Raw genomic sequence first — 24,806 nt, 5'->3', positions numbered from 1 at the left:
CGGGGCTGCGGCCCCGTTTCTCCACCGCTTTTTTATCCCGTGCTTTTTGTGACAACAGCAGCCTGATGCAGGAATAAAATGACTAAAGACATTCACCAGCACCGTATCCTTATCCTCGACTTCGGTTCCCAGTACACCCAGCTGATCGCCCGCCGCGTGCGCGAAATCGGCGTCTACTGCGAACTGTGGGCCTGGGATGTGACCGAAGAGCAGATCCGCGAATTCAATCCGAGCGGCATCATCCTCTCCGGCGGCCCCGAGTCCGTCACCGAAGCGGGCAGCCCGCGCGCCCCCGAGTACGTGTTCAACGCCGGCGTGCCGGTGTTCGGCATCTGCTACGGCATGCAAACCATGGCCGAGCAGCTGGGTGGCAAGGTGCAATCCTCCACCGAGCGTGAATTCGGCTACGCCAAGGTGGAAGTGCTGGGCAACTCCGGCAAGACCAGCAGCGCCCTCTTGCGCAACATCGAAGATGCCATCGCCGACAACGGCAATGCGCTGCTGGATGTGTGGATGAGCCATGGTGACAAGGTCACCACTATTCCGGCCGACTTCACCACCATCGCCCAGACCGCCACCTGCCCGCACGCCGCCATGGCCAACGAAGCCAAGCGTTTCTACGGCGTGCAGTTCCACCCGGAAGTGACCCACACCCGTCAGGGTGCCCGCATGCTGGAGCACTTTGTCAAAGACATCTGTGGCTGCGAATGCCTGTGGACCCCGGCCACCATCATCGACGACGCCGTTACCCGCATCCGTGAGCAGGTGGGTGACGACGAGGTGATCCTGGGCCTCTCCGGCGGGGTCGACTCCTCCGTGGTTGCCATGCTGGTGCACCGCGCCATCGGCGATCGCCTGACCTGCGTCTTCGTCGACAACGGTCTGCTGCGCCTGAACGAAGGCCAGCAGGTGATGGAGATGTTTGGCGATCACTTTGGTCTGAACATCGTCAAGGTCGATGCCGAAGAGCGCTTCCTCTCTGCCCTGGCGGGTATCGACGAGCCGGAAGCCAAGCGCAAGATCATCGGCCGCGTCTTCGTCGAAGTGTTCGACGATGAAGCGAAAAAGCTGAAAAACGCCCGCTGGCTGGCGCAAGGCACCATCTACCCGGACGTCATCGAATCGGCCGCCAGCAAGACCGGCAAAGCCCACGTCATCAAGTCTCACCACAACGTCGGCGGCCTGCCGGAAGAGATGAAGATGGGTCTGGTCGAACCGCTGCGCGAGTTGTTCAAGGACGAAGTGCGCCGCGTTGGCCTCGAGCTGGGTCTGCCCTACGACATGCTCTACCGTCACCCGTTCCCGGGTCCGGGTCTGGGCGTGCGGGTGCTTGGCGAAGTGAAGAAAGAGTACTGCGATCTGCTGCGCAAGGCCGATGCGGTCTTTATCGAAGAGCTGCGCAAAGCCGATCTCTACAACCAGGTCAGCCAGGCGTTCGCCGTCTTCCTGCCGGTGCGCTCCGTTGGCGTCATGGGCGATGGTCGCAAATATGACTGGGTCATTGCGCTGCGCGCCGTCGAGACCATCGACTTCATGACCGCCCACTGGGCCCACCTGCCGTACGACTTCCTCGGTCACGTGTCGAACCGCATCATCAACGAGATCAACGGCATCTCCCGCGTGGTGTACGACGTCTCCGGCAAGCCGCCCGCAACCATCGAATGGGAATAAGCGGCTAACGCCCTTTCGTCCTTCAAGCATAAAAATGTAAAAAAGACGCCCTTGCGGCGTCTTTTCTTTTTCCAATCGTTTGCGTCTCACTTTTCCCCTCGCTAGCCGCTCTCTCACCTCTCTGCCTCTGTCATTTCTGACAGGGGGTGTTTTATGGATCTCGCACTAGGCTCAGCCATGCCAATTGAGACCGATGTTGTGAGGCGATGGTCGTGGCAGCAGGGGAGGGTGACGACAGCAACGCCTTCATGTGCGCTGTCGACACCGGACATACCGATATCTGGTATGGCCCCCGGTGGAGTCCGGACACCACTTGAATAAACGGGGCGGAACCCGAACAGCCAAACGAGTAGGGACAAGAGATCACGGAGGGTTTGTTATGTCAGAACAAGCAGTGTTGTTGGGCGGATGGACTGCCTACCACAAGCTGAGCGCCAAAGATCAGGCCGTATTCAACCAGGCGCTGGAAGGATTTGTCGGGGTGCAGTACACACCCTTTGAAGTCTCCACCCAGGTTGTCGCCGGCACCAACTACCGCTTCAAATGCAAAACCACGGTGCCGTTGCCCAACCCGATCCACGGGGAAGCCGTGGTGCAGATCTTCCAGTCGCTGGATGGATCGGCCCATATCACCTCCATCACCTCGATCTGATTAGGTTGCGGGGCAAGGCGGGGAGGGGGAGATCTCCTAACCGGTTTGCTCCAGACCCCAGATAAAAGAAAGACGCCTTAGGGCGTCTTTCTTTTCCACAACCAGTTACCTCTGATATGTGGTCGATATTTGTACTTGTTGGTTTGTTTGTTGATCTCGCTCAGGAAATTGCAATCATTCTCTGTTACCCATTTGTCTCTATCGCTAAGATATACAGTTATATAAGAGCTTCTTTGGAGTCACCGATATACCAAGCCATAACCACACCACAGGTAAAAAACAGCAGACATGAGACTGTAATCTGGTTGAACCGGCTAATCTGTCACAGATAGGTCGTGAATATTATATGAAAAATTTTGTGACGATAAAATTTTGCTGAGTAATATAGAATGCTCTGAGATTTTATTAGTATGCTTTTGGGAGGCACTTTGATTTATCATAGAGCAAGGCTTCAATATCAGTTTAATAAATTACCCTCTATTCGAGATGGGGTGTATCCACAATACGGTGGAAACATAGAATTTGAGTTGTTTTCGTTCTTTGAAATCTGTTACCACTTAAAAGATTGGGTGAAAAACTCTCCAGAATATTCCTCTTTCACTAATGTAGAGGAGTTTGTCAGCACAACCCCAGCATTGAGAATATGTGCGGACATATGTAATCGCCTGAAGCACAAAAAGCTCAAAAGCAGAAGAAGTAATACAGAAATTGGTTTGTTTAAAATAACTAACACTATTTCTGTCAGTATGCTTGATGGTGATGGTCAATCTATGACTCGCATAGATAAAGCAACAATTGAAACTGAGCGTGGAGAGGAGTGCTGTTTTATTTTAGCAGAAGAATGTATGCGTGAGTGGGAGCAATACTTTCAACGCAACGGAGCGTAAACTGTGGACTGGTGTTTCATGAAACTACATCCATAACTTCGTGCTATTTTAATTATCTGAAGTAGTTATACAAATGGTGAAATATGCCTAAATCATTTATACGATGCTCTTTATGAGTCCGATGTGACAATTTCATAGGTATTATTTTACTCGTGTTTTAGCCGGGCGATAAGTGTAAAAGCAATGGACAAACATTACCTAAAATCTTCGTTTCGTGAGAAGCTCATTGAGCATTTGTTTATTGGCGAAATGCTCAAGTTCTCTTGGAGTAGTGATCGCTGTAGCTTGGAAGTGGCAAAGCCAGAAGTTGATAACCAAGGCTATGATCTTATAGCCGAAGAAAATGGTGTGATACGGCACATCCAGTTAAAGGCAGCGCATTTGCATGCCAAAGCGGCAAAACAAAAAGTTCATATCGCATTAGCAAGCAAGCCATCTGGTTGTGTGTTGTGGGTTTACTTTAACGAGGAGACTCTGGAGTTAGGTCCTTTTTTGTTTTTTGGTAGTTCAGCGGGACAACCTTTGCCTAGTTTGGAAGACATGCGTACAGCCAAACACACCAAGGCAAATGCAGAGGGAGTGAAGGCAGAGAGGCCAGAAATTCGTGAAGTCCCCAAAGGAAAATTCGATAAATTCGAAACGGTTGAGCAAGTGTATGCAAAATTATTCGTAGCAATGCCGTAGGATGCAATGAAATTGCACCGCCACTCTTGTTTCTTATAACTTGCTCAATAGCCGCTCTGCAAATGGTGCAATGCGCTGCGCTTATTGCACCCTACGTGTTTCGTCAATCCGCTGGGGTGGTGTGGCTAAGCGCCATGCCTCGTTATCAAGGTAACAAAAGGGGCGATCTGCGCCCCGATTCTTTTAATGCACCCGCTTTATATCACTGCCTGCTCGTTCGGCGCGGCCTGATTGTCTGCTGACTCACAACGAACACTCCAGTTTCTCCCCCATTAGGGCGAGCAGAAAAGGCCAGGTTTACTCATACCTCGCCGCTTCCCAGGCGTGTATCGCCTGTTTGCGGATCTCGCCCCAGTGATAACCGCCGAGTTTGCCGTTTTGCTGGATGACCCGGTGGCAGGGGATCATCAAGGCGACGGGGTTGGCCCCCACTGCCAGCCCCACGGCGCGGGCGGCCTTGGGGTTGCCGACGGCGCTCGCCACCTGGGCGTAGCTCACTACCTTGGCGGGCGGGATCTGCAGTAGCGCCCGCCAGACGCTGATCTGAAAGTTGGTGCCGCTCACGTGCAAGGAGATAGGGCGATCCTGTGCCTTGCTGGTATCGAACATGGTGTGGATGACCCCCCGGGTGCGTGATGGCGATTCTCGCAGCTCCGCCTCGGGCCAGCTCTGGGCGAGGGCGGCCAGCGGCGCCTTTGGGGCCTGGTCATCGAGAAACGAGAAGTTGCACACTCCCCGCGGGGTCAGGGCGACGAACGCCTGGCCGAAGGGGGTGTCGTGCATCCCGTGATCGATGATCAGCCCGGCCCCGCGCTGTTTGTACTCGCCCGGTGTCACCGCTTCTAGCTGCACGAAGTGATCATAGAGCCGCGAGCCGCTGCTCAGGCCCAGGGTATCGGCCACCTCCAGCAGCGGGCGTGACTCCTGCAGCAGAGCCTTGGCCCGCTCCAGAGTCAGCACCTGCAGATAGCGTTTGGGCGTCACCCCGGCCCAGCGGCTGAACAGCCGCTGGAAGTGAAAGGGGCTTAAGTGCACGTGCGCCGCTATCTCGTCCAGAGTAGGCTGGCGTGCCACCTGGCTTGCGATAAAACGGATGGCATCGGCGATGCGGGCGTAATCAGACATAAGGCGCTCTCACGATAGGTTTGTAGCCGCAGGATCTTGGATGCGACAAGGTCATGTGCGACAAATAGATACCCCACCATCGGCCAGCAGGGCAATGCCGGTGGTAAAGCTGGATGCATCGGATGCGAGATAGAGGGCCGAGCGGGCGATCTCCTCCGGTTGGGCCAGCCGTTTGAGGGCATGCATATTCTGCACAAAGGCGAGGCTCTCCGGGGTATTGGTAAAGGCCTGCCCCATGGGGGTGTCGGTGCCCCCCGGCAGCAGGGCGTTGATCCGCACCCCTTGTGCCCCATATTCGGCAGCCAGCACCTGGGTCAGGCCGATGAGGCCCGCCTTGCTCGCGGCATAGGCCGCCATGCCGGGCAGCCCCAGGGTATGGCCGACGAAGGTGGAGGTAAAGATCAGCGAGCCGCCCCCGCGTGCCTGCATGGCGGGGATCTGGTACTTGGCCCCCACAAAGGCGCTGGTGAGGTTGGTATCCAGGGTCTCCTGCCACTGCGCCAGTTCAAGCGCCGGCACGCTGCCCGGTGTCCCCGTGATGCCTGCGTTGTTGAAGGCGATATCGAGCCCGCCGAAACGGGTCAGCGCGAGATCTACCAGGGCGCGGGCATAGGTTTCGCTTTTCACGTCTCCCGCCAGGCTCACTGCCTGGCCCCCCTCATGGCGGATCTCCTCCACCAGCAGATCCAGCTCGGGCTGGCGGCGGGCGCCGACGACGACGCTGGCCCCTTCCCGGGCAAACAGGATGGCGCTGGCGCGGCCGATGCCGGAGCTGGCGCCGGTGATGATGGCGACCTTGTTGGACAGTAATGACATGGCAGTTCCCTCGCAGGTGTGTTGTGCAGGCGCACAGGGTTGGTAATGGATTCGACCCTCAATAGGTTCGACACCACTATGGCAACCGGCCCTTGTAGACACGACCCGGATCTTGCTCTCTTTGCCCCCATATCACGACACCGTGCGCCGATGCAGGCCCTCGCGGCAACAAAACAGGGGATCTTCGGCCGTCATTCTCTATAATGCCCCCTCTTTTTTTGACTGCCGGTTTGACTGCCGGGCCAACTACCGGCAGCGCCGTTGGCCGCGAGCCGGCCACCCCGATAGAGACGATGTCATGCATACCCTGGAACAGCTGCGCGCAGGTGAACTCTGCGGCGCCCGCCACCTGAAACTCGCCGAAAACCTGACGGAGTTCCCGCCCGAAATCTTGAGTCTCAAAGAGACGCTGGAGGTGCTGGATCTCACCGGCAACCAGTTGAGTCGGCTGCCTGACGAGCTGGCCGGGTTCAACAAGTTGCGCATCATTTTCTGCTCCGAGAACCGCTTTACCGAACTGCCTGAGGTGCTGGGACGCTGCCCGGCGCTCACCATGGTGGGCTTCAAGGCCAACCGGATCGCCACTGTGCCTGCCACGTCGCTGCCGGCGGGGCTGCGCTGGTTGATCCTGACCGACAACGCGGTGGAGCAGTTGCCCGATGAGCTGGGTCAGTGCGGCGCCCTGCAAAAGTTGATGCTCTCGGGCAATCACCTGCGCGAGCTGCCGGCAAGCCTTGCCAACTGCCAGCGTCTGGAGCTGGTGCGTATCGCCGCCAACCGGCTCGAGGCGCTCCCGGATTGGCTGGTGAGGCTGCCACGCCTCGCCTGGCTGGCGTATGCGGGCAACCCCTTCAGCGACAGGCAGGAGCAGCGGCTGGGCCAGTGCGCCTCGGTGGCCGATATCCCGTGGGCTGCTCTGACGGTGGGCGAGCTGCTGGGGCAGGGGGCATCCGGTGTCATCCATCGCGCCGAGCTGGCCACACCGGCGGGGCCGCGGGCGGTGGCGGTCAAGTGCTTCAAGGGGGCCGTGACCAGCGATGGGCTGCCCCGCTGCGAGTTGGCGGTGTCGTTGGCGGCTGGTCGTCATCCCCATCTGGTCGGGGTCGAGGGGCGGGTGGGCGATCACCCCTCCGGCATCCCGGCGCTGGTGATGGCGCTGATAGACCCTGATTTTATCAACCTGGCAGGGCCGCCGAGCCTGGACTCCTGCACTCGCGACATCTATCAAGCCGATGCCCGCTTTACCCCGGCTGCGCTGCTGGCCATGGTGCAGGGAGTGGCGAGCGCCGCGCTGCATCTGCACGGGCGCGGTATCCTGCACGGCGATCTCTACGCCCACAACATGCTGCACTCCTTGCAAGAGGAGGGGCGGCTGCTGCTTGGGGATTTCGGTGCTGCTTCCTGTTATGAGCGAACCGATGGTGAGCTGGCCGGCTTGCTGGAGCGACTGGAAGTGAGAGCCTTCGGTTGCCTGCTGGAAGAGCTGCTGGCCCGCTGTGCTCCCCGTGATGACCGGCTGGATGCCCTGCATGCGCTGGTGGATGACTGTCTTGCCGAGGCGGTAGCGGCGCGCCCATATTTTACCGAGATTGCTGCCAGGCTTGCTGCGGTGGCGCCGGTCATCTGCGCCGAGCCAGTTTTGCTCTGATCCGGTTCGTCCTGCCGTCGCTGTAGTAGCAGGTGGAAAGCAGGCGAAAAAGAGCAGGAGTGGATGACAAAAAGATGTCAAAAGGGGGCCTTGGGGCCCTTTTTGTTTTGTTCCGCTTTTTTGGGCAAAAGTTGCGGCAGCAGCCTTGTTGGTGCTTGCGTGCAGCGGGCTAAGTTGTGATATTGAGGCATCTTTACATGACAGGGGTTACTGGATGGAAGCGGCATTTTGGCATCAGCGTTGGGAAGAGAACCGGATCGGCTTTCATCAGGCGGATTTCAATCGCTGGCTGCAATCCTGGTGGTCGGCCCAGCAGCAGGGCGAGCCCGTGCTGGTGCCCCTGTGCGGCAAGTCCCGCGACATGCTCTGGCTGAGCGGGCAGGGCCATCCGGTCGACGGGTTCGAGCTCTCATCCGTCGCCATCAACAGCTTTTTCAGCGAGAACAGGCTGAGCGACACTGTGAGTGCCGAGGGGCCCTATCAGTGCCATCAGCACGACAGTCTGCGCATCTATGAGGGGGATTTTTTCGCCGCCCCCGAACTTGGCCGCCGCTATCGGCTGGCCTACGACAGGGCGGCCCTCATCGCGCTGCCGACCGCCATGCGCCGTCAATATGCCGAGCTGATGAGCCGGCTTATCGAGGCGGGTGGTCAGATCCTGCTGGTGACCCTGGAATATCAGCCGGAGCAGCAGCGCCAGCCGCCGTTCTCGGTGGGGGAGATGGAGGTGCGCACCCTGTTCGAGCGCCACTTCCAGGTAGAGGTGCTGGGGCGAGCGGCCGAGCTCGATCACCCCAGGGTGCTGTCGGGCCAGCTCTCCTACTTCGACGAGGTGGCCTATCGGCTGGTGCGCCGTCCAGAGGCCTGACCAAAAGCGTGAGCTGAGGCCATAAAACTGGCCATAAAGCTGCAGCTGGTTGACTCTTTATTACCTCCTTTGACATAGATCAACGTGACAAGGGAGGGGAGTGCCTAAGATGAGCCTGTTTCTCAATCACTGTTGTCATCGGCAGGCGCGCTCTGGTTTGGGACTGCCCGCCGACCATCAACTCAGTGTCTGATTTTCACGCTCATGTTCACTTTTGGCGGCTCTGGTCGCAATTGATTATGGTTTTTCCAGCCGACCCCACGGGGTCGGCTTTTTATTGGCTGAAAGAAGGGGAACAGGCGGCCTGATCAGGCCTCGAAGGTGGCTGCATTGAGCCGGAATGCACGGGGGTCGTCGATGAACTGGCCGGTGATGCGCTCGTCGTGTTCGTGGCCCTGACCATAGCTGCAGAGGATCAGCCGATCCGACGTTCTCGATCTCAGCTGGGTGATAAAGCGCACCAGATCGGCGCGACTCAGGTTGCCGACCTCCTCGCACACCCTTTCGCGCTGATCAAAGCCCAGATCCTTGTTGCCGATGCTGACCCACAGTCGCTGGCCGCGGCTGCGCAGGTTGGCATCCCGCTCGCTCAGCTGGGCCTGCAGGCCTGCCTTGCTGTCCTGCCACTGGCGGGCGGTGAGCTCGAGCATGGCCAGCGGAAACAGGTCGATGAACTCCTCCACCGCATCCAGCAGGATCTGCGGCCCGGCCACCGGCGACTGGATATAGAAGATGAGGCCAGGATGGCGATTGAGGGGCAGGTTGCCGGCCCCCACAACGTAGCCGAGCTGCTGGCGGGTGCGCAGCTCGTGAAAGAAGGTGGAGGACATGATGTGGTTGGCCAGGGTGAAGCAGGCCAGATCCCGCGCCCGTGTGGTGCGGGACTGGTAGTAGACCAGCAGGGCCGAGTCTTCATGCTCGCAGCCCTGTTCGCGAATGAGGGTGCCCCTGTCCTGAATGGAGATGAGCGGGCGGCGGGTCTCGGCACTGGGCTGGCTGTTGACGCCAAGGTGGCGCTCCAGCAAGGCGGCGAGCTCGAGGGCCTCGGCGGCGGTCCAGTCGCCGTGCACCAGGGTCTCGACATGCACCTCGGCAAAGAGGCTCGCCACGAAGGCGGGCATCTCGCCCAGCTCGACGCTGCGCAGGTGGCGCAGCAACTGCTCGAACGGCGGGTTGTTGGGTTGCAGCAGGCTGGTGAGCTGGTTGAACAGCTGGGAGATGGGGCGCGCCTTGGACTGGTTGTCCCAGTTGCGGATGAGCTGCTCCTTGATCTCGCTAAAGCGGGCCGGATCCGGGTAACCCAGGGTGCGGTTGCCGAGGATCATGTCGAGCAGCCGCGGCTGCTTGTCGGCAAAGCCGCTCAGGTTGATGGTAAAGCCGCCCTGGTGGGCATAAATCTGGTAACCGAGCCCCGCCAGCTCCGCCGGGTAGGTGAGGGCGTTGAGGTGGTCGGTGAGCAGCTCCACCGCGAGGCGTGCCATGGCGATGTGGCGCGGGCTCTTGACCGCATGCTCGCTGTCGATGGAGATGTAGAGGTTGCCCTTGGGCACGCTGAACTGATGCTCGTGCAGGTGCCAGAGCCGAAAGCCGGGCCGATCAATCAGGCAGGCGGGCATGTCGGCGGTGAGCTCGGGCGTGCGCACGTCGAGCCGGTTGCTGATGAAGGGGTTGGGCAGCGGCAGGGCCAGCGCCGGATCCGGTTCGCTCTGCTGCCAGCGGATCTTCTCCGCCTCGGTGATGGTGGTCACGCTGTAGGGGGTCTGATACCAGCGGGCCAGCCGGTCCGTGCCGAGCTCCGGCGCCGTGACGGTCAGGCGCAGGTTGTGGGGGGTGAGCTTGGCGAGCAGGCGGCGAATGAGCGGCTCGTCGTATGCGCGCATCATGTAGTCGCCGTAGAGCAGGTCGTCGGGAGCATAGCTGAACAGGTTCAACACCAGCCCGGAGACGGTGTCGAGCGCCCGGCCCCGCTCCTGAAAGCGGAAGGCGGACTCAAGCACGGTGCGCTTCTCGTCATAGCGCCAGGCTTCCACCCCGCCGCGTTCGATGAGCTTCAAGTAGCCGAACAGGGCCGCCACTATCTCGTTGACGTGTTCAAGCCCAAGCGGGGTCAGGCCGAAGTTGACGCCAAAATCCTTGAAGTTGGCGCCGCTGATGCCACCGCCGGCGGAGAGCTGGTTGACCCAGCCCTTCGCTTTCAGCAGAGAGAGCAGGCTGCCATCCCCTTCGTAGCCGATGAGGTGGCTCAGGAAGGTGAGGGGCTTCTTGTCGTAATACCCATCCACGTTGGGCAACGGGAAGGTGAGCGCGAGCTTGCGGGTCTCCTTGACCGGGTTGATCTGGATGCGAATGCCCAGGTCATCGAGCCGGTAGAGGGGCATCTCGAGGGTCGGCGTTCCCAAATTGCGATTCAAAATGGGAGCGAAAAAGCGATCGCACCAGCCGAGCTGGGTCTCGATGGTGGCTGGCGAGATCATCACCAGCGCCATGCGATCCGCGCTGTAGTGGGTTTCGTAAAACCGGATGAGGTCGGAGCGCAGATCTCGGCCGGGCAGATCGGCCAGGGTATCCAGGTTGCCCACCGAGAATTTGGCGAAGGGGTGGGCGGGATTGACCGTCTCTTTATGCACCTGGTAGCTGCGGCGCACGTCGTCCTGCAGCTTGAGGCGGTATTCGGAGTCGACCGCGTTGCGCTCCTTGTCCACCCACTCGGGATCGAAGGTGGGGCAGATGAAGAACTGGGAGAAGCGATCCAGCCCGGCCTCGAAGAAGCCGTTGTCGATCTCGAAGAAGAAGTTGGTGAACTCGGTGCCGGTCCAGGCGTTGTTGCTGCCGCCATGACGGCTCATAAATTGCTGGTATTCACCAGGTTTGGGATAGGTGCAGGTGCCAAGGAACAGCATATGCTCAAGGAAATGAGCCATCCCCTGCCGGTCCGCCGGATCGTCGAAGTGGCCGGTGTTGACGGCCAGGGAGGCGGCAGACTTGTCGGTGTCGGGATCGCAGATCAACAAGACCCTGAGCCGGTTTGCCAGCTCCAGATAGTGGTACTGCCGATGGTCGTTGGGACTGGCATATGGGCTCATTGGCGCGTGACTCTTGTTGGATTTATTTGAATTTAAACATGATTATCGACCCCGCTACCCGGTGAGGCAAACCCTTTTCTGAGAGGTAGCGCAATTGTTTCCCCCGGCATGGCGGGGTAAGATCCCCCCGCTATCAAAACAGGCCCGTTGGGCGAGGTTGTAATGAAAATCTACATCATGCGTCATGGCCAGGCTGGCATGAATGCGAAAACAGATGAACAGCGTCCACTGACCGAGCAGGGAATCGAAGAGTCCATCCACATGGCCCGCTGGCTGGCCCCCCAGCTTGGCGACAAGCTGGATCGGGTGATCCACAGCAACTACCTGCGCGCCAAACAAACCTGGCAGAGCATATGCAGTGAATTACCCAAGGCAGGGGCCGTCGAAGAGAGTGGTGACATCACCCCCTATGGCGATCCGGCCTTCGTGGCGAGCTACCTCACTGCGCTGGCGGCCAAGCATGACAGCATCCTGATGGTGAGCCATCTGCCGCTGGTGGGATATCTGGTGCAGAGCCTCTGTCCGGCGGCCGGTGCCCCCATGTTTGCCACCTCAGGTCTGGCCTGTATCGAGTGGCAAGATGGCAAGGGGGTCTTGCTCTGGTTGGAAGGACCACATACAATACGCTAAAAGTTAATAAAAAGTTATAGATTGGTTTTTTGGGGAAGAGAGTCGCGATTTTTCCGGATTTTTATACAGAATTTACGGAATTATTTCGCAGAAGCTGCTGTCATACGGATACAACTGCAAGAGGTTGCAAACGATGAGAGTGTTCAAGAAGTACCTGCCGCTGATGGTGGCAAAACATGTCAAAACCTTCTTCAAGGGGCGGATTTACATCCACGGCAGAGGACGCTTTGACTTCCAGTCCGGCCTGCTGATGATGCCCACGTCGGCGGACATTCCCCACCGTCAGACCGTGGTCGAGGTCAACGAGTTGATCTCGAGACTGCACATGGATGCGGCGTGATTGCTTCGTCACCTCGCTGATCCGCGTCATGCCCGCCACCGTGCGGGCATGACTGTTTTTGGGCCCACGCGGCCCCTTCAGCGCTGTTCGGCCCCCCTTTATGTCAGCCAATTCTGCCCAGGCGGCGCGGCGCTTGCTAATCCTGTTGACCCCCCTATACTGCCGCCAGAAATACCCTCTGCTTTTTTCTGGATATAGCGATGCCACTTGCCTTCTTGTTTCCCTTCTCCTGCATGGCCATCTGGGCCGGCAACGCCATCGTCAGCAAACTGGCGGTGGGGGTGCTCTCGCCGGCGGCGCTGGCCTGGTCGCGCTGGATGGTGGCCGCCATCATCTTGACGCCGTTCCTTGCGCACCGGGCCTGGCGGGATCGCGCCAAGCTGCGCGCCGGCTTCTATCAGCTGGCGGCGCTGGCCCTGCTCGGCATGGTGCTCAACCAGACCTTCGGCTATTACGCGGCGCAGACCCTGGGGGCCACCGAGATCGGCCTGATGATGGGGCTCACCCCCTTGATGACGGTGCTGCTCAGCATCTGGTTGCTGCGCGAGCGCCCCACCTGGGGGGCGCTGCTTGGCGGCGTCATCTCCATCCTGGGGCTGGCGATCTTGCTGGGGCAGGGGGATCCCGCCCGCCTCTTTACCCAGGGCATCCACATCGGTTCCGTCTACATGCTGCTGTCGGCGGGTACCTATGCGCTCTACAGCGTGTTGCTCAAGAAGTGGGATCTGGGGCTCGACAACTGGTCTATGCTCTACGGCCAGGTGCTCTGCAGTCTGCTGTTTCTCACTCCGTTTTATCTGCTGGTGGATGGGCAATGGCCGGACGGCCGGGCACTCTGGCTGATCCTCTATGCGGGGATCCCGACCTCGGCCCTGTCGCCCTGGCTGTGGATGCAGGGCATCGCCCTGCTCGGGGCTAGCCGCACCGCCATCTTCATGAACCTGTTGCCGGTGATGACCGCCGGTCTGGCCATCAGCTGGCTCGGCGAGAGATTGACCAGTTATCATCTGATCGGCGGCGGCATGACCCTGTTTGGGGTGCTGCTGGCCCAGTTGCTGGTGCAGCCTGTGGTGCTGCGCCGGCGCAGGGTGGCACTGGCCGCCTGCCGGGACGAGTGAGAAAAAAGACCGCCGAAAGGCGGTCTTTTTGTCTGCGGGATAGCGAACCTTATTGCGCGGTCAGATAGAGATCTTTCGAGTAGACCAGATCCTGCGGGTTCTGATAGGGGTAGCCCTTGATGTTGGGTTTGAGCAGGCGGGATTTGACGTAGAAATAGACCGGGGCGATGGGCGCTTCTGCATCGATCAGGGCCTCGGCCTGCTGATAGAGCTGGTTGCGTTCGGCCGGATCCCTGGCGTCATGGGCCTTGGCCAGCAGGGCATCATACTGCTTGTTGAACCACTTGCCGCTGTTGGCGCTGCTGCTGGAGGTCATGATGTCGAGGAAGGTGGAGGCATCGTTGTAATCCCCGTTCCAGGCGTAGCGGCTGACCCCGAAGTCCCCTTCGTTGAGGGCCGACACCATGGTCTTCCACTCCATGTTGTTGAGCTTGGCCTGTACCCCCAGGTTGTGTTTCCACATGGAGGAGATGGCCAGCGCTATCTTCTTGTGCCCCTCGTTGGTGTTGTAGAGGATGTCCACATCCAGCGGCTTGCCCGGGCCGTAGCCCGCTTCGGCGAGCAGCGCCTTGGCCTGCTTGATCCGCTCCTCCTTGCTCATCTGCTCGCTGGCCGGTCGCTTGAGTTCGAAGCCGTCCACTATGGGCGGCGTCAGGCTGAAGGCGGAGATCTGGCCCTGCCCCAGGATCTTCTCGGTGATGGTGTCCCGGTCGATGGCCAGGGAGAGCGCCTTGCGCACCTTGGGGTTGTCGAACGGTTTGCGCTGGGTGTTGAACACGTAGTAGTAGGTGGCCAGGGTCGGCACGCTCACCAGCTCCTGCGGGCTCTGCTGCTTGAGCTGCTTGTACTGCTCGAGCGGATAGCTGGTGTAGTGCAGCTCGCCGGCGCGATAGCGGTTGTAGGCGGCGGTATCGGAGACGATCTCCAGATAGAACACCTTGTTCAGCACCGTATGCTGGTTGTCCCAGTAATAGGGGTTGCGCTCGGAGATGAGACGCTCGTTGGGGGTCCACTCCTTGAGCACGAAGGCCCCGTTGGAGACGATGTTGCCCGGCTTGACCCACTCATGACCGAACTTCTCGATGGTCGCCCTCGGTGCCGGGAAGGTGGTGTAGTGGGAGAGGGTCTTCAGGAAGAAGGGCACCGGGTTTTTCAAGGTGATCTGCAGGGTATGGGCATCGAGCGCCTTGATGCCCAGCGTATCCGGGCTCTGCTTGCCCTGAATGACCTCGGCGGCATTGGTGACGCCGGTCAGCTCGATGAACCAGGCGTAGTTGGAGGCATTCTTGGGATCCGCCGCCCGCTGCCAGCCATAGACATAATCGGCCGCCGTCACCGGCTCGCCGTTGGACCATTTGGCATCGGGTCTGAGCTTGAAGGTGTAGACGGTGCCCGTGGGATCGAGCTCGTAGCCAAGGGCGCCGGCAAGCTGCAGTTTGCCGTCCCCGTCCAGGGTGTAGAGTCCCTCGAACAGGTCGTTGACGATTTCGCTGCCCGCTGTCTCTTCCACCATCTGGGGATCGATGGAGGCGGGTTCGGTACCTATGTTGCGGATGAAGGTTTGCTGTTCTGCCGGCAGCAACTTGGTACCGGCCGGTACCTGGGCTGCCAGGGCGGGGAGTGCGAACAGGGCGGCAACCGTGCCGGCAATGAGTGTCCTTTTCATTAAATATCCTTATGTTTTTTTGCTTCCAAAGCCGGGCCAGTGTGCGGGATTGATGGCGAGATCTCAAGAGGCAGACAGGTCCCCCATGGCATGCGTCCCAGATAGGGGGCATGGCGGGGATCTTGCCATCCTCATGGCGACATCTTCGTGAGTTTTTGCCACGAATTAACATCTAAAAAGTTACCGATTGAAACCAGTTTTAGGGCGGTTTCGGGCGAAAAAGGTGGGGGAGATGTGCGTTTATTCAGCGGCTTAATTCGCTGCAAAAACAAAAAACAGGCGTTACATTAGGTTACAAAACAAGGCTGCCGAGGATCGGCACTTTTTTTGTCTATGCGTGCAAACGTTTTCAAAGCCAACGGAAACGATCTTAAAGGAACAATAATGCGAAACATGATCACCATGGGCGAGTTCATCGTCAAAAAGCAGGCGGATTACCCCACCGCGACCGGCGAGCTGACCTCGCTGCTCAGCTCCATCCGCCTGGCCGCCAAGGTGGTGAACCGGGAGATCAACAAGGCGGGGCTGGCGGACATCATCGGCTCCATGGGCGCTGAAAACGTGCAGGGCGAGGTGCAGCAGAAGCTGGACGTCTACGCCAACGAGCGCTTCAAGGCGGCACTGGAAGCCCGTGGCGAAGTGTGCGGCATGGCCTCCGAAGAGGAGGAGGATTTCGTCTCCTTCGATTCCGAGCTCTCCCGTCACTCCAAGTACGTGGTATTGATCGACCCCCTTGATGGCTCCTCCAACATCGACGTCAACGTCTCCGTCGGCACCATATTCTCCATCTACCGCCGGGTCAGCAAGCCGGGTGCCGGCGTCACTCTGGAAGACTTCCTGCAGCCGGGCAACCGCCAGGTCGCCGCCGGTTACGTGGTCTACGGCTCCTCGACCATGCTGGTCTATACCACCGGCTTTGGCGTCAACGGTTTTACCTACGACCCCTCCATCGGCTGCTTCTGCCTCTCCCACGAGAACATCCGCATTCCGGAGGAGGGCAAGATCTACTCCATCAACGAGGGCAACTACATCAAGTTCCCGGACGGGGTGAAGAAGTACCTCAAATATTGTCAGGAGCGGGACGAGGCGACCCACAGACCCTATACCTCCCGCTACATCGGCTCGCTGGTCTCCGATTTTCACCGCAACCTGCTCAAGGGCGGCATCTACATCTATCCGTCCGGCACCAACTCGCCGAACGGCAAGCTGCGCCTGCTCTATGAGTGCAACCCCATGGCGTTCCTGGTGGAGCAGGCCGGTGGCAAGGCATCAGACGGCTTTGGCCGGATCATGGACATCCAGCCCACCGCGTTGCACCAGCGTACCCCCTATTTCGTGGGTTCCACCAAGATGGTGGATCGGGCCGAGGCCTTTATGCGCGAGTTCTCTTCCCATGAGGATCCGGCTAATCAGGCGTGACGGCCAGCGTCACGGGATAAAAAACGGGAGCCATCAAGGCTCCCGTTTTATTTGGGCGAGCGGCTCGTCGTCCCATCATTCCCCTCAGGGGCTGGCGTGACTGGCGAGATCCGCCAGCAGGCCGTCCACCAGCTTGAGGCGCATGGCCCTGTCCTGGGTCGGTACCTGGAAGCGCAGCCGGGTCGGCCCGTCCATCTTGTAGATGCGCGGCTGCTCGGAGAGCAGCTTGACCAGATAGGCAGGGTTGACCCTGGTTTCCTGGGTAAAGTCCAGATAGCCGCCGCGTTCGCTCATCTCCACCCGGCGAATGCCAAGGGCGGTGGCGCGCTGGCGGAAGGCCGCCAGCTCCAGCAGGGTTTTGGTTGGTTCCGGCAACAGGCCGAAGCGGTCGATCAGCTCGACTTTCAGTTCGCGCAGCTCCTGCTCGTCCGCCGCACTCGCAATCCGCTTGTACATGGAGAGCCGCATGTTGACGTCCGGGATGTAGTCGTCCGGCAACAGCGCCGGCAGGCGCAGCTCCACTTCGGTGTGCTGGCTCATCAGCTGTTCGAGTGACGGCTCCTTGCCCGATTTCAGCGCCTCGACCGCCTGCTCCAGCATCTCCATGTAGAGGGTGAAGCCGACCGATTCAATCTGGCCGCTCTGATCGTCGCCGAGCAGTTCGCCGGCGCCGCGGATCTCCAGATCGTGGGTGGCCAGCGCAAAGCCGGCGCCGAGATCTTCAAGGGACGCAATGGCCTCCAGCCGCTTGACCGCATCCTTGGTCATCAGCTTGGGATGGGGGGTGAGCAGGTAGGCATAGGCCTGGTGGTGGGAGCGACCAACCCGACCTCGCAGCTGGTGCAGCTGGGCCAATCCGAGATGATCTGCCCGATCCATGATGATGGTGTTGGCGCTCGGCACGTCGATGCCGGTCTCGATGATGGTGGTGCAGACCAGCAGGTTGAAGCGCTGGTGGTAGAAGTCCGACATCACCCGCTCGAGCTCACGCTCGCGCATCTGGCCGTGGGCGATGCCGATGCGCGCCTCCGGCACCAGCTCGGCAAGATCCGCCGCGCACTTCTCGATGCTCTCCACGTCGTTGTGCAGGTAGTAGACCTGGCCGCCGCGTTTCAATTCCCGCAGCACCGCCTCGCGGGTGACCGCCGGCTCCTGCTGGCGCACGAAGGTCTTGATGGCGAGCCGCTTGGCGGGCGGGGTGGCGATGATGGAGAGATCCCGCATGCCCGACATCGCCATGTTGAGGGTGCGTGGAATGGGGGTGGCGGTGAGGGTGAGGATGTCCACATCGGCCCGCAGCGCCTTGATCTTCTCCTTCTGACGCACCCCGAAGCGATGCTCCTCGTCGACGATGAGCAGCCCCAGATCCTTGAAGGTGAGCTCGGCGCCGAGCAGCTTGTGGGTGCCGATGATGATGTCGACCTTGCCCTCGGCCAGCTCTTTCATCACGGCGGTTTGCTCCTTGGCGGAGCGGAAGCGGCTCAACACCTCGACCCGCACCGGCCAGTTGGCGAAGCGGTCGCGGAAGTTGTCGTAGTGCTGCTGGGCGAGCAGGGTGGTGGGCACCAGCACGGCCACCTGCTTGCCGCCGTGCACTGCCACAAACGCCGCCCGCATCGCCACCTCGGTCTTGCCGAAGCCCACGTCGCCGCACACCAGCCGATCCATGCTCTTGGCCTGGCACATGTCGCCGAGTACCGCATTGATGGCGTTGAGCTGGTCATCGGTCTCCTCGAACGGGAAGCCGGCGGCAAACTGGCGATAGGCCTCGCGGTCGTGTTTGAAGGCAAAACCGTGACGGGCCGCCCGCATGGCATAGACATCCAGCAGCTCGGCCGCCACATCGCGCACCTTTTCGGCCGCCTTGCGCCGGGCCTTGACCCAGGCCTCGCCGCCAAGCTTGTGGCTGGGCGGGTTGTCCGAGCCGGTATAACGGCTGATCAGGTGCAAACTGGTGACCGGCACGAACAGCTTGTCGCCGCCGGCGTATTCCAGGGTCAGAAACTCGGTTGGCAGGCCGCCGGCATCGATGGTTTCCAGCCCCAGATAGCGGCCGACCCCGTGATCCAGGTGCACCACCGGCTGACCCTGGGTCAGCTCGCCGAGGTTGCGGATCACCGCATCCGAACTCAGGTTCTTGCTCTTCTCCCGTTGCCGTTTGCTGCGGATCTTGCCGCCCAGCAGTTCGGTCTCGGTGATGAGCGCCAGCTCCTCTTGCCCCGGCTCTCGCAGCAAGAAGCCGCGCTCGAGCGGTGCCACCAGCAGGCCGTGACGGGCCTTGCTGGTGATGAAGGCATCGAGTGACGCGAACTCCTTGGGCTGCAGCGCGATGCGGGCCAGCAGATCGCCCAGTACCTCGCGCCGCCCCTCGGACTCCACCGCAAACAGGGTGCGGCCGGCAAAACCTTGCAGGAACTGGTTGAGGGCCAGCAGCGGCTGCTCCTTGCTGTGATCGAGCTGCAGCTCGGGCAGCGCCGAGATGGGCAGGTCGTGCTGGCCTGCATCACCGGCGGTGGGGGCCTCCTGCAGCCGCACGGCCGCGTACTGGCCGAGCGCCGCAAACAGCTGCTCCACCGGCAGATAGATCTGCTGGGGTGGCAGCAGGGGACGGGTATTGTCCCAGCGCCTGTCCTCGTAGCGTTGAGCGATGTCGTTCCAGAAGCGCTGGGCGGCGGGGTAGATCTCCCCCACGATCAGCAGCAGGGTGTTGTCCGGCAGGTGGTCAAACAGGCTGGCGGTCTGCTGGAAGAAGAGCGGCAGATAGTACTCGATGCCGGCCGGCCAGCGCCCCTTGCTCACCTCCTGATAGACGGAGCCCTCGGCGCGCGAGATCTCGAACTGCTCGCGATACTGGCCGCGAAACAGCTCGATGGCCCCCTCGTCGGTGGGAAACTCCCGGGCCGGCAACAGGCTGACGCTCTTGACCGGCTCGCTGGAGCGCTGGGTCTCGGGGTCGAACGGGCGGATGGAGTCCACCTCGTCGTCGAAGAAGTCGATGCGATAGGGGCTGCTGCTGCCCATGGGGAAGAGATCGAGCAGGGAGCCGCGGGCGGCAAATTCGCCGTGCTCCAGCACCTGCTCCACCGCCACATAGCCCGCCTCGGCGAGGCGCGCGCGCAGCTGCTGCAGATTGAGGCGCTGGCCGCTTTTCACCATCAGGCTGTATTTGTCGAGATAGACCCGGGGCGCCGTGCGCAGCATCAGGGTGGAGATGGGCACGATCAGCACGCCGCTGCTCATCTGCGGCAGCTTGTAGAGGGTCTCGAGCCGCTGGGAGATGATGTCCTGATGGGGGGAGAAGGTGTCGTAGGGCAGGGTCTCCCAGTCCGGGAACAGCAGCACCGGACAGCCCTTGTCGGCCAGCAGGTATTGCAGTTCCTGTTCGAGGCGCAGAGCGCTCGGGGTATCGGCGGTCACCAGCAGGACGGGGCGATCTGCCTCCTGGGTGAGGCGGGCGGCCATCAGCGAGAGGCTGCTGCCTGTCAGCTGGCCGAGCGTTAACTTTTGGCCCGCCTTGGCGGGCAAGGCGGGAAGCTTCATTGGCATCATTCGATTCTTTTAACGTTGACGGTCTTGCGCACGAAGTTTGAGTTGTTTGGACTGGATATGCAGGCTGGCACGTACCAGCAGTTCGCGGTCATCCTCGCGGATCCGTACATAGTCGAGCATCACGTGGGTGCCGTGCTCGCTCGGTTCCAGCTGCTTGACCTGGCCGTAGCAGTAGATGGCAGAAGCCTCTTCGCGCAGGAAGATCTTGAGCCGCACTATCTGGTGCAGGTGCGGCACCTCGCCGTGGCCCTGGCGCGGATGCAGGTAGGTCAGCTGGCCGGCGCCAAAGCGCAGGGTGTGAAAGCGATGTTCCGGATGATCCTGCACCGACAGCACATAGCCCATGATCATGTCGATCTTGCGCGACTGCTGGTTGATGATCTCCACCAGATCGTGCATCGAATCGTTCTGATTGCGGATCAGGCGGCTGGTCACCATGTCGATGGAGGTAATGGCGGAGGCGATGCGAAACGGTTCGGGCAGCTCGGCCTCCAGTGCTTCCAGCGAGGGCAGATGAAAGTCACCGGGCATGGGGATCACATTGACCGGTGTGGCATGGGTGACACTGAAGAACTGTTCCTGCATGGAGGCTATCCCTTGTTGTCATAGACGGTTTCCCTTTATTATCCGGTATCTTATTTTGTTGGCAATGTAGATATCCTTGAAGACTGGACTTTTTCAGCCACTGTCGCTGGCCATCGGCCTGCGTTATGCAGGCTCGCGACGCAGCAATCGCTTCGTTTCATTTATCTCCCTGTTTTCCACTTTTGGCATCGCCATCGGGGTCGCCGCCCTGATGGTGGTCATCTCGGTGATGAACGGTTTTGAAGGGCAGCTCAAGGGCCGCATCCTGGGGGTGATCCCCCATGTGGTGGTGACCAGCCCGGCGGGGCGCATCGATGCCGCGCCGCAGGGCCTGCCCGACCTGGCCAGGCTGCCGCACGTGATTGCCCATGCCCCCATGCTCGACAGCGAAGGCATGTTGCAAAGCCCCGGTCAGCTCACCGGCGTCAGTGTGCAGGGCATCGATCCCGCCCAGTGGCCCAAGGACGACATCCTGCATGCCCAGATGCAGATGGGGCGTCTGGACAGCCTGCAGGCCGGTGAATACCACATAGTGCTGGGGCAGGGGGTGGCCAATCGCCTCAAGGTCTCCATGGGCGACCAGGTCCGTCTGATCCTGACGGAAGGCACCCGCTTCACCCCGTTTGGCCGGGTGCCAGCCCAACGCCTCTTCACCGTCTCCGGCATCTTTGGGGTCGGTGCCGATGTGGACAGCCAGGTCGCCCTGATTGCGCTGGGGGATGCCCAGCGGATGCTGCGGTTGCCGGCGGATCAGGTGGGCGGCATCCGCCTCTGGCTGGATGACCCCTTCGCCGCCGACGAGGTGATCAAGACGGCGCTGCCGGACGGGCTGGAGTGGCAGGACTGGCGCCGCGAGCGCGGCGAGCTGTTCCAGGCGGTGGCCATGGAAAAACGGATGATGGGGCTGATGCTGGTGCTGATCATCGCAGTCGCCACCTTCAACATCCTCTCCGCCCTGGTGATGGTGGTGACCGACAAGGAAGGGGAGGTGGCCATCCTGCGCACCATGGGCATGAGCGAGGCGGGCATCGTCAAGATCTTCATGGTGCTGGGGGCCTCCAGCGGCGTCATCGGCGCCCTGTTCGGCGGTCTGGCGGGACTGGCGCTCTCCATGGGGCTCAACCCCTTGCTCGATGCGGTGGGGCTCAACCTCTACATGACGGCCGGCGGCTCGGGCCTGCCGGTCATCGTCGAACCCGCCCAGGTCGTGACCATTTTGCTGGGCGCCGTGCTGCTCAGCTTCAGCGCCACCCTCTACCCGGCTGCCCGTGCGGCCCGGGTCAAACCGGCCGAGGCGCTGCGTTATGAATAATTCATCTTCTGTTGTTACTGGTGCCGGTGTTGCTGTCGGCGCCGGCGTTGTTACAGGTGCAAGTGGAGCCTCCTTTATGAATCAATCCGTCTCCTGCGAGCCGCTGCTGCGCTGTCAGGCCCTCAACCATGTCTACAAAGAGGGCGATCTGGAGACCCAGGTACTCAAGGGCATCGACCTTAGCGTGGCGCCCGGCGAGATGCTGGCAGTGGTGGGCAGCTCAGGCTCCGGCAAGACCACCCTGCTGCACCTGATGGGGGCGCTCGACAATCCCTCCAGCGGCGCCGTGCTGTTCAAGGGGCAGGACATCCATCGCTGGGACAGCCGTACCCAGGCGAAGTTTCGCAATCAGGAGCTGGGTTTCGTTTACCAGTTCCACCACCTGCTCTCCGAGTTCACCGCGCTGGAAAATGCTGCCATGCCGCTGCTGATCGCCGGTGAATCGGTGAAGAGCGCGACCGACAAGGCGAGCCGGATGCTGGGGCGGGTAGGGCTCTCCCACCGTCTCAACCACAGACCGTCCGAACTCTCCGGTGGCGAGCGCCAGCGGGTGGCCATCGCCCGTGCCCTGGTCAACGAGCCCAGCCTGGTGCTGGCGGACGAGCCCACCGGCAACCTGGATCACGCCAGCGCCACCGCCGTCTATGAGCTGCTCTGCGAACTCAACCGCGAGCTCGGCACCGCGTTCGTGGTGGTGACCCACGATCTCAGCCTGGCAGCCAAGCTCCATCGCCGGGTGACCCTGGTGAGCGGCGTGATGGCGGAGGTCGCCTGATGTTCAAACCGCTGCCCCTGTTTCTGGGCCTGCGTTACAGCCGCTCTCGCCGTCGCAACGGCTTCATCGCCTTTATCTCCGCCTCTTCCCTCATTGGTATCGCCCTCGGGGTGATGGCGCTTATTCTGGGGCTCTCCGCCATGAACGGCTTTGAGCGGGAGCTTAAAAACCGGGTGCTCTCCGTGGTGCCCCACGGCGAGCTGATGGGGATGGAGGCACCGCTCCCCAACTGGCCCAAGCTGCGGGACTACCTGCTGGCCCAGCCTGGGGTAGAGGCTGCCGCCCCGGTGATCCGGCTCGACGGCCTGCTGGAGCACGGCAGTGCCCTCAAGGGACTGCAGGTGCGCGCCGTGCTGCCGGAGCTTGAGGCCAATCTGTCCGATGCGGGCAACTACATGACGGGCCGTGGTCTGCGCGAGCTGGAAGCCGGCGAGCACGGCCTCATCCTCGGCAAAACCATCGCCGACAAGCTGGGGGTCAAGATAGGGGACACTGTTACCCTGCTGCTGCCTCAGGGCGGCGACGCCGCCGGCATCAAGAACCCGAAGCGCGAGTCTCTCACCGTGGTGGGGCTGCTCGAGATCGGTGGCCAGCTCGATGGGGTGCTCGGCTTCATGCATCTGGCGGATGCCCAGGCCATCACCGGCATGGGCAGCGCGGTGGAGGGCTTCAGTCTCAAGGTGAACGACGTGCTCAAGGCGCAGTCCATCACGGTGGCAGCCGCCCAGAAGTTCCCGCACTACGTCTACATCAGCAGCTGGATGAGCCGGCAGGGTTATCTCTATCAGGACATCCAGATGGTGCGCACCGTGATGTACGTGGTGATGCTGATGGTGGTGGCGGTGGCCTGTTTCAACATCGTCTCCACCCTGGTGATGGCGGTGAACGAGAAGCGTAGCGAGATCGCCATCTTGAAGACCATGGGGGCGAGCCCGGGCCAGATCCGGCTCACCTTCGTCATTCAGGGGATGGTGAACGGGGTGGCGGGTGCCTTGCTCGGCGCCCTGCTGGGCGGCCTGCTCTCCAGCAAGCTGACCCAGATCCTGGGGGTCATCGAGAGGCTCATTGGCCATCGCTTCCTCAACCCGGACATCTACTTCATCGACTTCCTGCCGACCGAGCTGCACATGCAGGACTTGCTCATCGTGACTGGCGCCGCCATCCTGATGAGCCTGCTGGCCACCCTCTACCCCGCCTGGCGGGCAAGCGGGCTGGTGCCGTCGCGCGAGTTGGGGCACTGATAAGCAGCATCTTGTCTGCTGATAAAATGAAGGGCCCGCCGGTGCAAACCGGCGGGCCCTTCCATTTGGGGTATCTGGCTGGTTTAGTGGGCGTTGAGTTCATCCAGCGGCAGCGAGAAGCTCGCCACGAAGATGTCGATGAAGTAGCGCATCTCGTCGCTCATCCGGGCCGCCAGCATCTGCTCGAGGCGCTTGCGCGCCGGCTCGAACTCCCGGTTGCCGGCATTGATCTCTTCCAGGCACTTGGTATAGGCGCAGAGGGTGTCGGCATCCTTCACCAGTCTGGCCAGCTCGCCATCCTGGGCTGCTGAATCGAGCAGCGGGCGAAAATCCTCGACCAGCTCCGGCGGCAACATGCCGAGCAGGCGCTGCTCGGCGGCCAGCTCAATCTTCTTGTATTCGCGGGCAATCTCGGGATTGAAGTACTTGACCGGCGTGGGCAGATCGCCAGTCAGCACCTCGCTGCTGTCGTGGTAGAGGGCCATGACGGCGGCGCGATCGGCATCCACGCTGCCACCAAAGAGCCGGTTTTTGATGAGGCCGAGGGCGTGGGCCACCATGGCTACCTGCAGGCTGTGCTCGGCGATGTTTTCGGGCTGGATGTTGCGCATCAGCGGCCAGCGATAGATGAGCTTCATGCGGGCGAGATTGGCGAAGAAGTGGCTGGGCAGCATGGATGGCCTCGAAGATAACAATGAAAAAGGGCAGACCCTAGTCTGCCCTTTTTTACGGCTGGC

The 24,806-nt window shown here is 60.9% G+C and carries 20 protein-coding genes; 13 read left to right on the top strand and 7 right to left on the bottom strand.

Annotated features, from left to right (window positions below):
* Positions 1-78: 78 nt before the first annotated feature.
* The 4 genes from guaA (at position 79) to OKC29_RS03555 (ending at position 3,894) form a co-directional block, all read left to right on the top strand.
* The gene (gene guaA / locus OKC29_RS03570; protein ID WP_073350543.1) at positions 79-1,671 is read left to right on the top strand and encodes a glutamine-hydrolyzing GMP synthase; all 1,593 of its coding nucleotides are present in this window, start codon (positions 79-81) and stop codon (positions 1,669-1,671) included.
* Between the two features lie 379 nt (positions 1,672-2,050).
* Entirely contained in the window at positions 2,051-2,323 is a 273-nt protein-coding gene (locus OKC29_RS03565) for a hypothetical protein (RefSeq protein ID WP_073350542.1), read from the top strand.
* A gap of 428 nt (positions 2,324-2,751) precedes the next feature.
* Entirely contained in the window at positions 2,752-3,210 is a 459-nt protein-coding gene (locus OKC29_RS03560) for a hypothetical protein (RefSeq protein WP_123785022.1), read from the top strand.
* Between the two features lie 183 nt (positions 3,211-3,393).
* Positions 3,394-3,894: a hypothetical protein gene (locus OKC29_RS03555; protein ID WP_073350541.1), complete on the top strand. Its 501-nt coding sequence runs from the start codon at positions 3,394-3,396 to the stop codon at positions 3,892-3,894.
* A 297-nt stretch (positions 3,895-4,191) separates the two neighbouring features.
* On the opposite strand, the gene OKC29_RS03550 is transcribed toward OKC29_RS03555, so the two are convergent.
* Together OKC29_RS03550 and OKC29_RS03545 are read right to left on the bottom strand one after the other, a co-directional pair.
* Positions 4,192-5,019: a bifunctional transcriptional activator/DNA repair enzyme AdaA gene (locus tag OKC29_RS03550; RefSeq protein WP_073350540.1), complete on the bottom strand. Its 828-nt coding sequence runs from the start codon at positions 5,017-5,019 to the stop codon at positions 4,192-4,194.
* A 51-nt stretch (positions 5,020-5,070) separates the two neighbouring features.
* Positions 5,071-5,835 (bottom strand): SDR family oxidoreductase, encoded by a 765-nt coding sequence (locus tag OKC29_RS03545; RefSeq protein ID WP_073350539.1) that lies wholly within the window; start codon positions 5,833-5,835, stop codon positions 5,071-5,073.
* 298 nt (positions 5,836-6,133) lie between these two features.
* Between OKC29_RS03545 and OKC29_RS03540 the strand changes: the two genes are divergently transcribed.
* Positions 6,134-7,483: a leucine-rich repeat-containing protein kinase family protein gene (locus OKC29_RS03540; protein WP_162275701.1), complete on the top strand. Its 1,350-nt coding sequence runs from the start codon at positions 6,134-6,136 to the stop codon at positions 7,481-7,483.
* 214 nt (positions 7,484-7,697) lie between these two features.
* Positions 7,698-8,351 (top strand): thiopurine S-methyltransferase, encoded by a 654-nt coding sequence (locus tag OKC29_RS03535; RefSeq protein ID WP_073350535.1) that lies wholly within the window; start codon positions 7,698-7,700, stop codon positions 8,349-8,351.
* Between the two features lie 308 nt (positions 8,352-8,659).
* Here OKC29_RS03535 and OKC29_RS03530 read toward each other — a convergent pair whose 3' ends face one another.
* Positions 8,660-11,434 (bottom strand): insulinase family protein, encoded by a 2,775-nt coding sequence (locus OKC29_RS03530; RefSeq protein ID WP_073350533.1) that lies wholly within the window; start codon positions 11,432-11,434, stop codon positions 8,660-8,662.
* A gap of 162 nt (positions 11,435-11,596) precedes the next feature.
* Here OKC29_RS03530 and sixA point away from each other — a divergent pair, with 162 nt between their 5' ends.
* The 3 genes from sixA to OKC29_RS03515 all read left to right on the top strand — a co-directional run bounded on the left by sixA (position 11,597) and on the right by OKC29_RS03515 (position 13,522).
* Positions 11,597-12,064 (top strand): phosphohistidine phosphatase SixA, encoded by a 468-nt coding sequence (gene sixA / locus OKC29_RS03525; RefSeq protein WP_011705868.1) that lies wholly within the window; start codon positions 11,597-11,599, stop codon positions 12,062-12,064.
* A 133-nt stretch (positions 12,065-12,197) separates the two neighbouring features.
* A complete protein-coding gene (locus OKC29_RS03520; RefSeq protein WP_016350921.1) occupies positions 12,198-12,404 on the top strand; it encodes a DUF1107 domain-containing protein in 207 nt (68 codons plus the stop codon).
* Between the two features lie 200 nt (positions 12,405-12,604).
* Positions 12,605-13,522: a DMT family transporter gene (locus OKC29_RS03515; protein ID WP_011705870.1), complete on the top strand. Its 918-nt coding sequence runs from the start codon at positions 12,605-12,607 to the stop codon at positions 13,520-13,522.
* 49 nt (positions 13,523-13,571) lie between these two features.
* Here OKC29_RS03515 and OKC29_RS03510 read toward each other — a convergent pair whose 3' ends face one another.
* Entirely contained in the window at positions 13,572-15,188 is a 1,617-nt protein-coding gene (locus tag OKC29_RS03510) for a peptide ABC transporter substrate-binding protein (RefSeq protein WP_073350532.1), read from the bottom strand.
* 384 nt (positions 15,189-15,572) lie between these two features.
* Between OKC29_RS03510 and fbp the strand changes: the two genes are divergently transcribed.
* A complete protein-coding gene (fbp, locus tag OKC29_RS03505; protein WP_073350530.1) occupies positions 15,573-16,607 on the top strand; it encodes a class 1 fructose-bisphosphatase in 1,035 nt (344 codons plus the stop codon).
* Between the two features lie 84 nt (positions 16,608-16,691).
* On the opposite strand, the gene mfd is transcribed toward fbp, so the two are convergent.
* The gene (gene mfd / locus OKC29_RS03500) at positions 16,692-20,156 is read right to left on the bottom strand and encodes a transcription-repair coupling factor (RefSeq protein ID WP_073350529.1); all 3,465 of its coding nucleotides are present in this window, start codon (positions 20,154-20,156) and stop codon (positions 16,692-16,694) included.
* A gap of 9 nt (positions 20,157-20,165) precedes the next feature.
* Positions 20,166-20,741 carry a hypothetical protein gene (locus OKC29_RS03495; protein WP_011705874.1) on the bottom strand — a complete coding sequence of 192 codons (576 nt, stop codon included), beginning with the start codon at positions 20,739-20,741 and terminating at the stop codon, positions 20,166-20,168.
* A 76-nt stretch (positions 20,742-20,817) separates the two neighbouring features.
* Here OKC29_RS03495 and OKC29_RS03490 point away from each other — a divergent pair, with 76 nt between their 5' ends.
* The 3 genes from OKC29_RS03490 to lolE all read left to right on the top strand — a co-directional run bounded on the left by OKC29_RS03490 (position 20,818) and on the right by lolE (position 24,069).
* On the top strand, positions 20,818-22,053 hold the full coding sequence (locus OKC29_RS03490) for a lipoprotein-releasing ABC transporter permease subunit (RefSeq protein ID WP_073350527.1): 1,236 nt from the start codon (positions 20,818-20,820) through the stop codon (positions 22,051-22,053).
* Between the two features lie 76 nt (positions 22,054-22,129).
* The gene (gene lolD / locus OKC29_RS03485; protein WP_020480138.1) at positions 22,130-22,828 is read left to right on the top strand and encodes a lipoprotein-releasing ABC transporter ATP-binding protein LolD; all 699 of its coding nucleotides are present in this window, start codon (positions 22,130-22,132) and stop codon (positions 22,826-22,828) included.
* The gene (gene lolE, locus OKC29_RS03480) at positions 22,828-24,069 is read left to right on the top strand and encodes a lipoprotein-releasing ABC transporter permease subunit LolE (protein ID WP_065477260.1); all 1,242 of its coding nucleotides are present in this window, start codon (positions 22,828-22,830) and stop codon (positions 24,067-24,069) included. The genes lolD and lolE overlap by 1 nt, the downstream gene beginning before the upstream one ends.
* Before the next feature lie 83 nt (positions 24,070-24,152).
* On the opposite strand, the gene yfbR is transcribed toward lolE, so the two are convergent.
* Positions 24,153-24,743 carry a 5'-deoxynucleotidase gene (gene yfbR / locus OKC29_RS03475; RefSeq protein ID WP_011705878.1) on the bottom strand — a complete coding sequence of 197 codons (591 nt, stop codon included), beginning with the start codon at positions 24,741-24,743 and terminating at the stop codon, positions 24,153-24,155.
* Between the last annotated feature and the right edge of the window lie 63 nt (positions 24,744-24,806).

Origin of the sequence: Aeromonas sp. QDB34 (genome assembly GCF_027705405.1) — a bacterium.
Classification (GTDB): domain Bacteria; phylum Pseudomonadota; class Gammaproteobacteria; order Enterobacterales; family Aeromonadaceae; genus Aeromonas; species Aeromonas hydrophila.
This window is presented reverse-complemented; position numbering and strand designations above follow the sequence as displayed.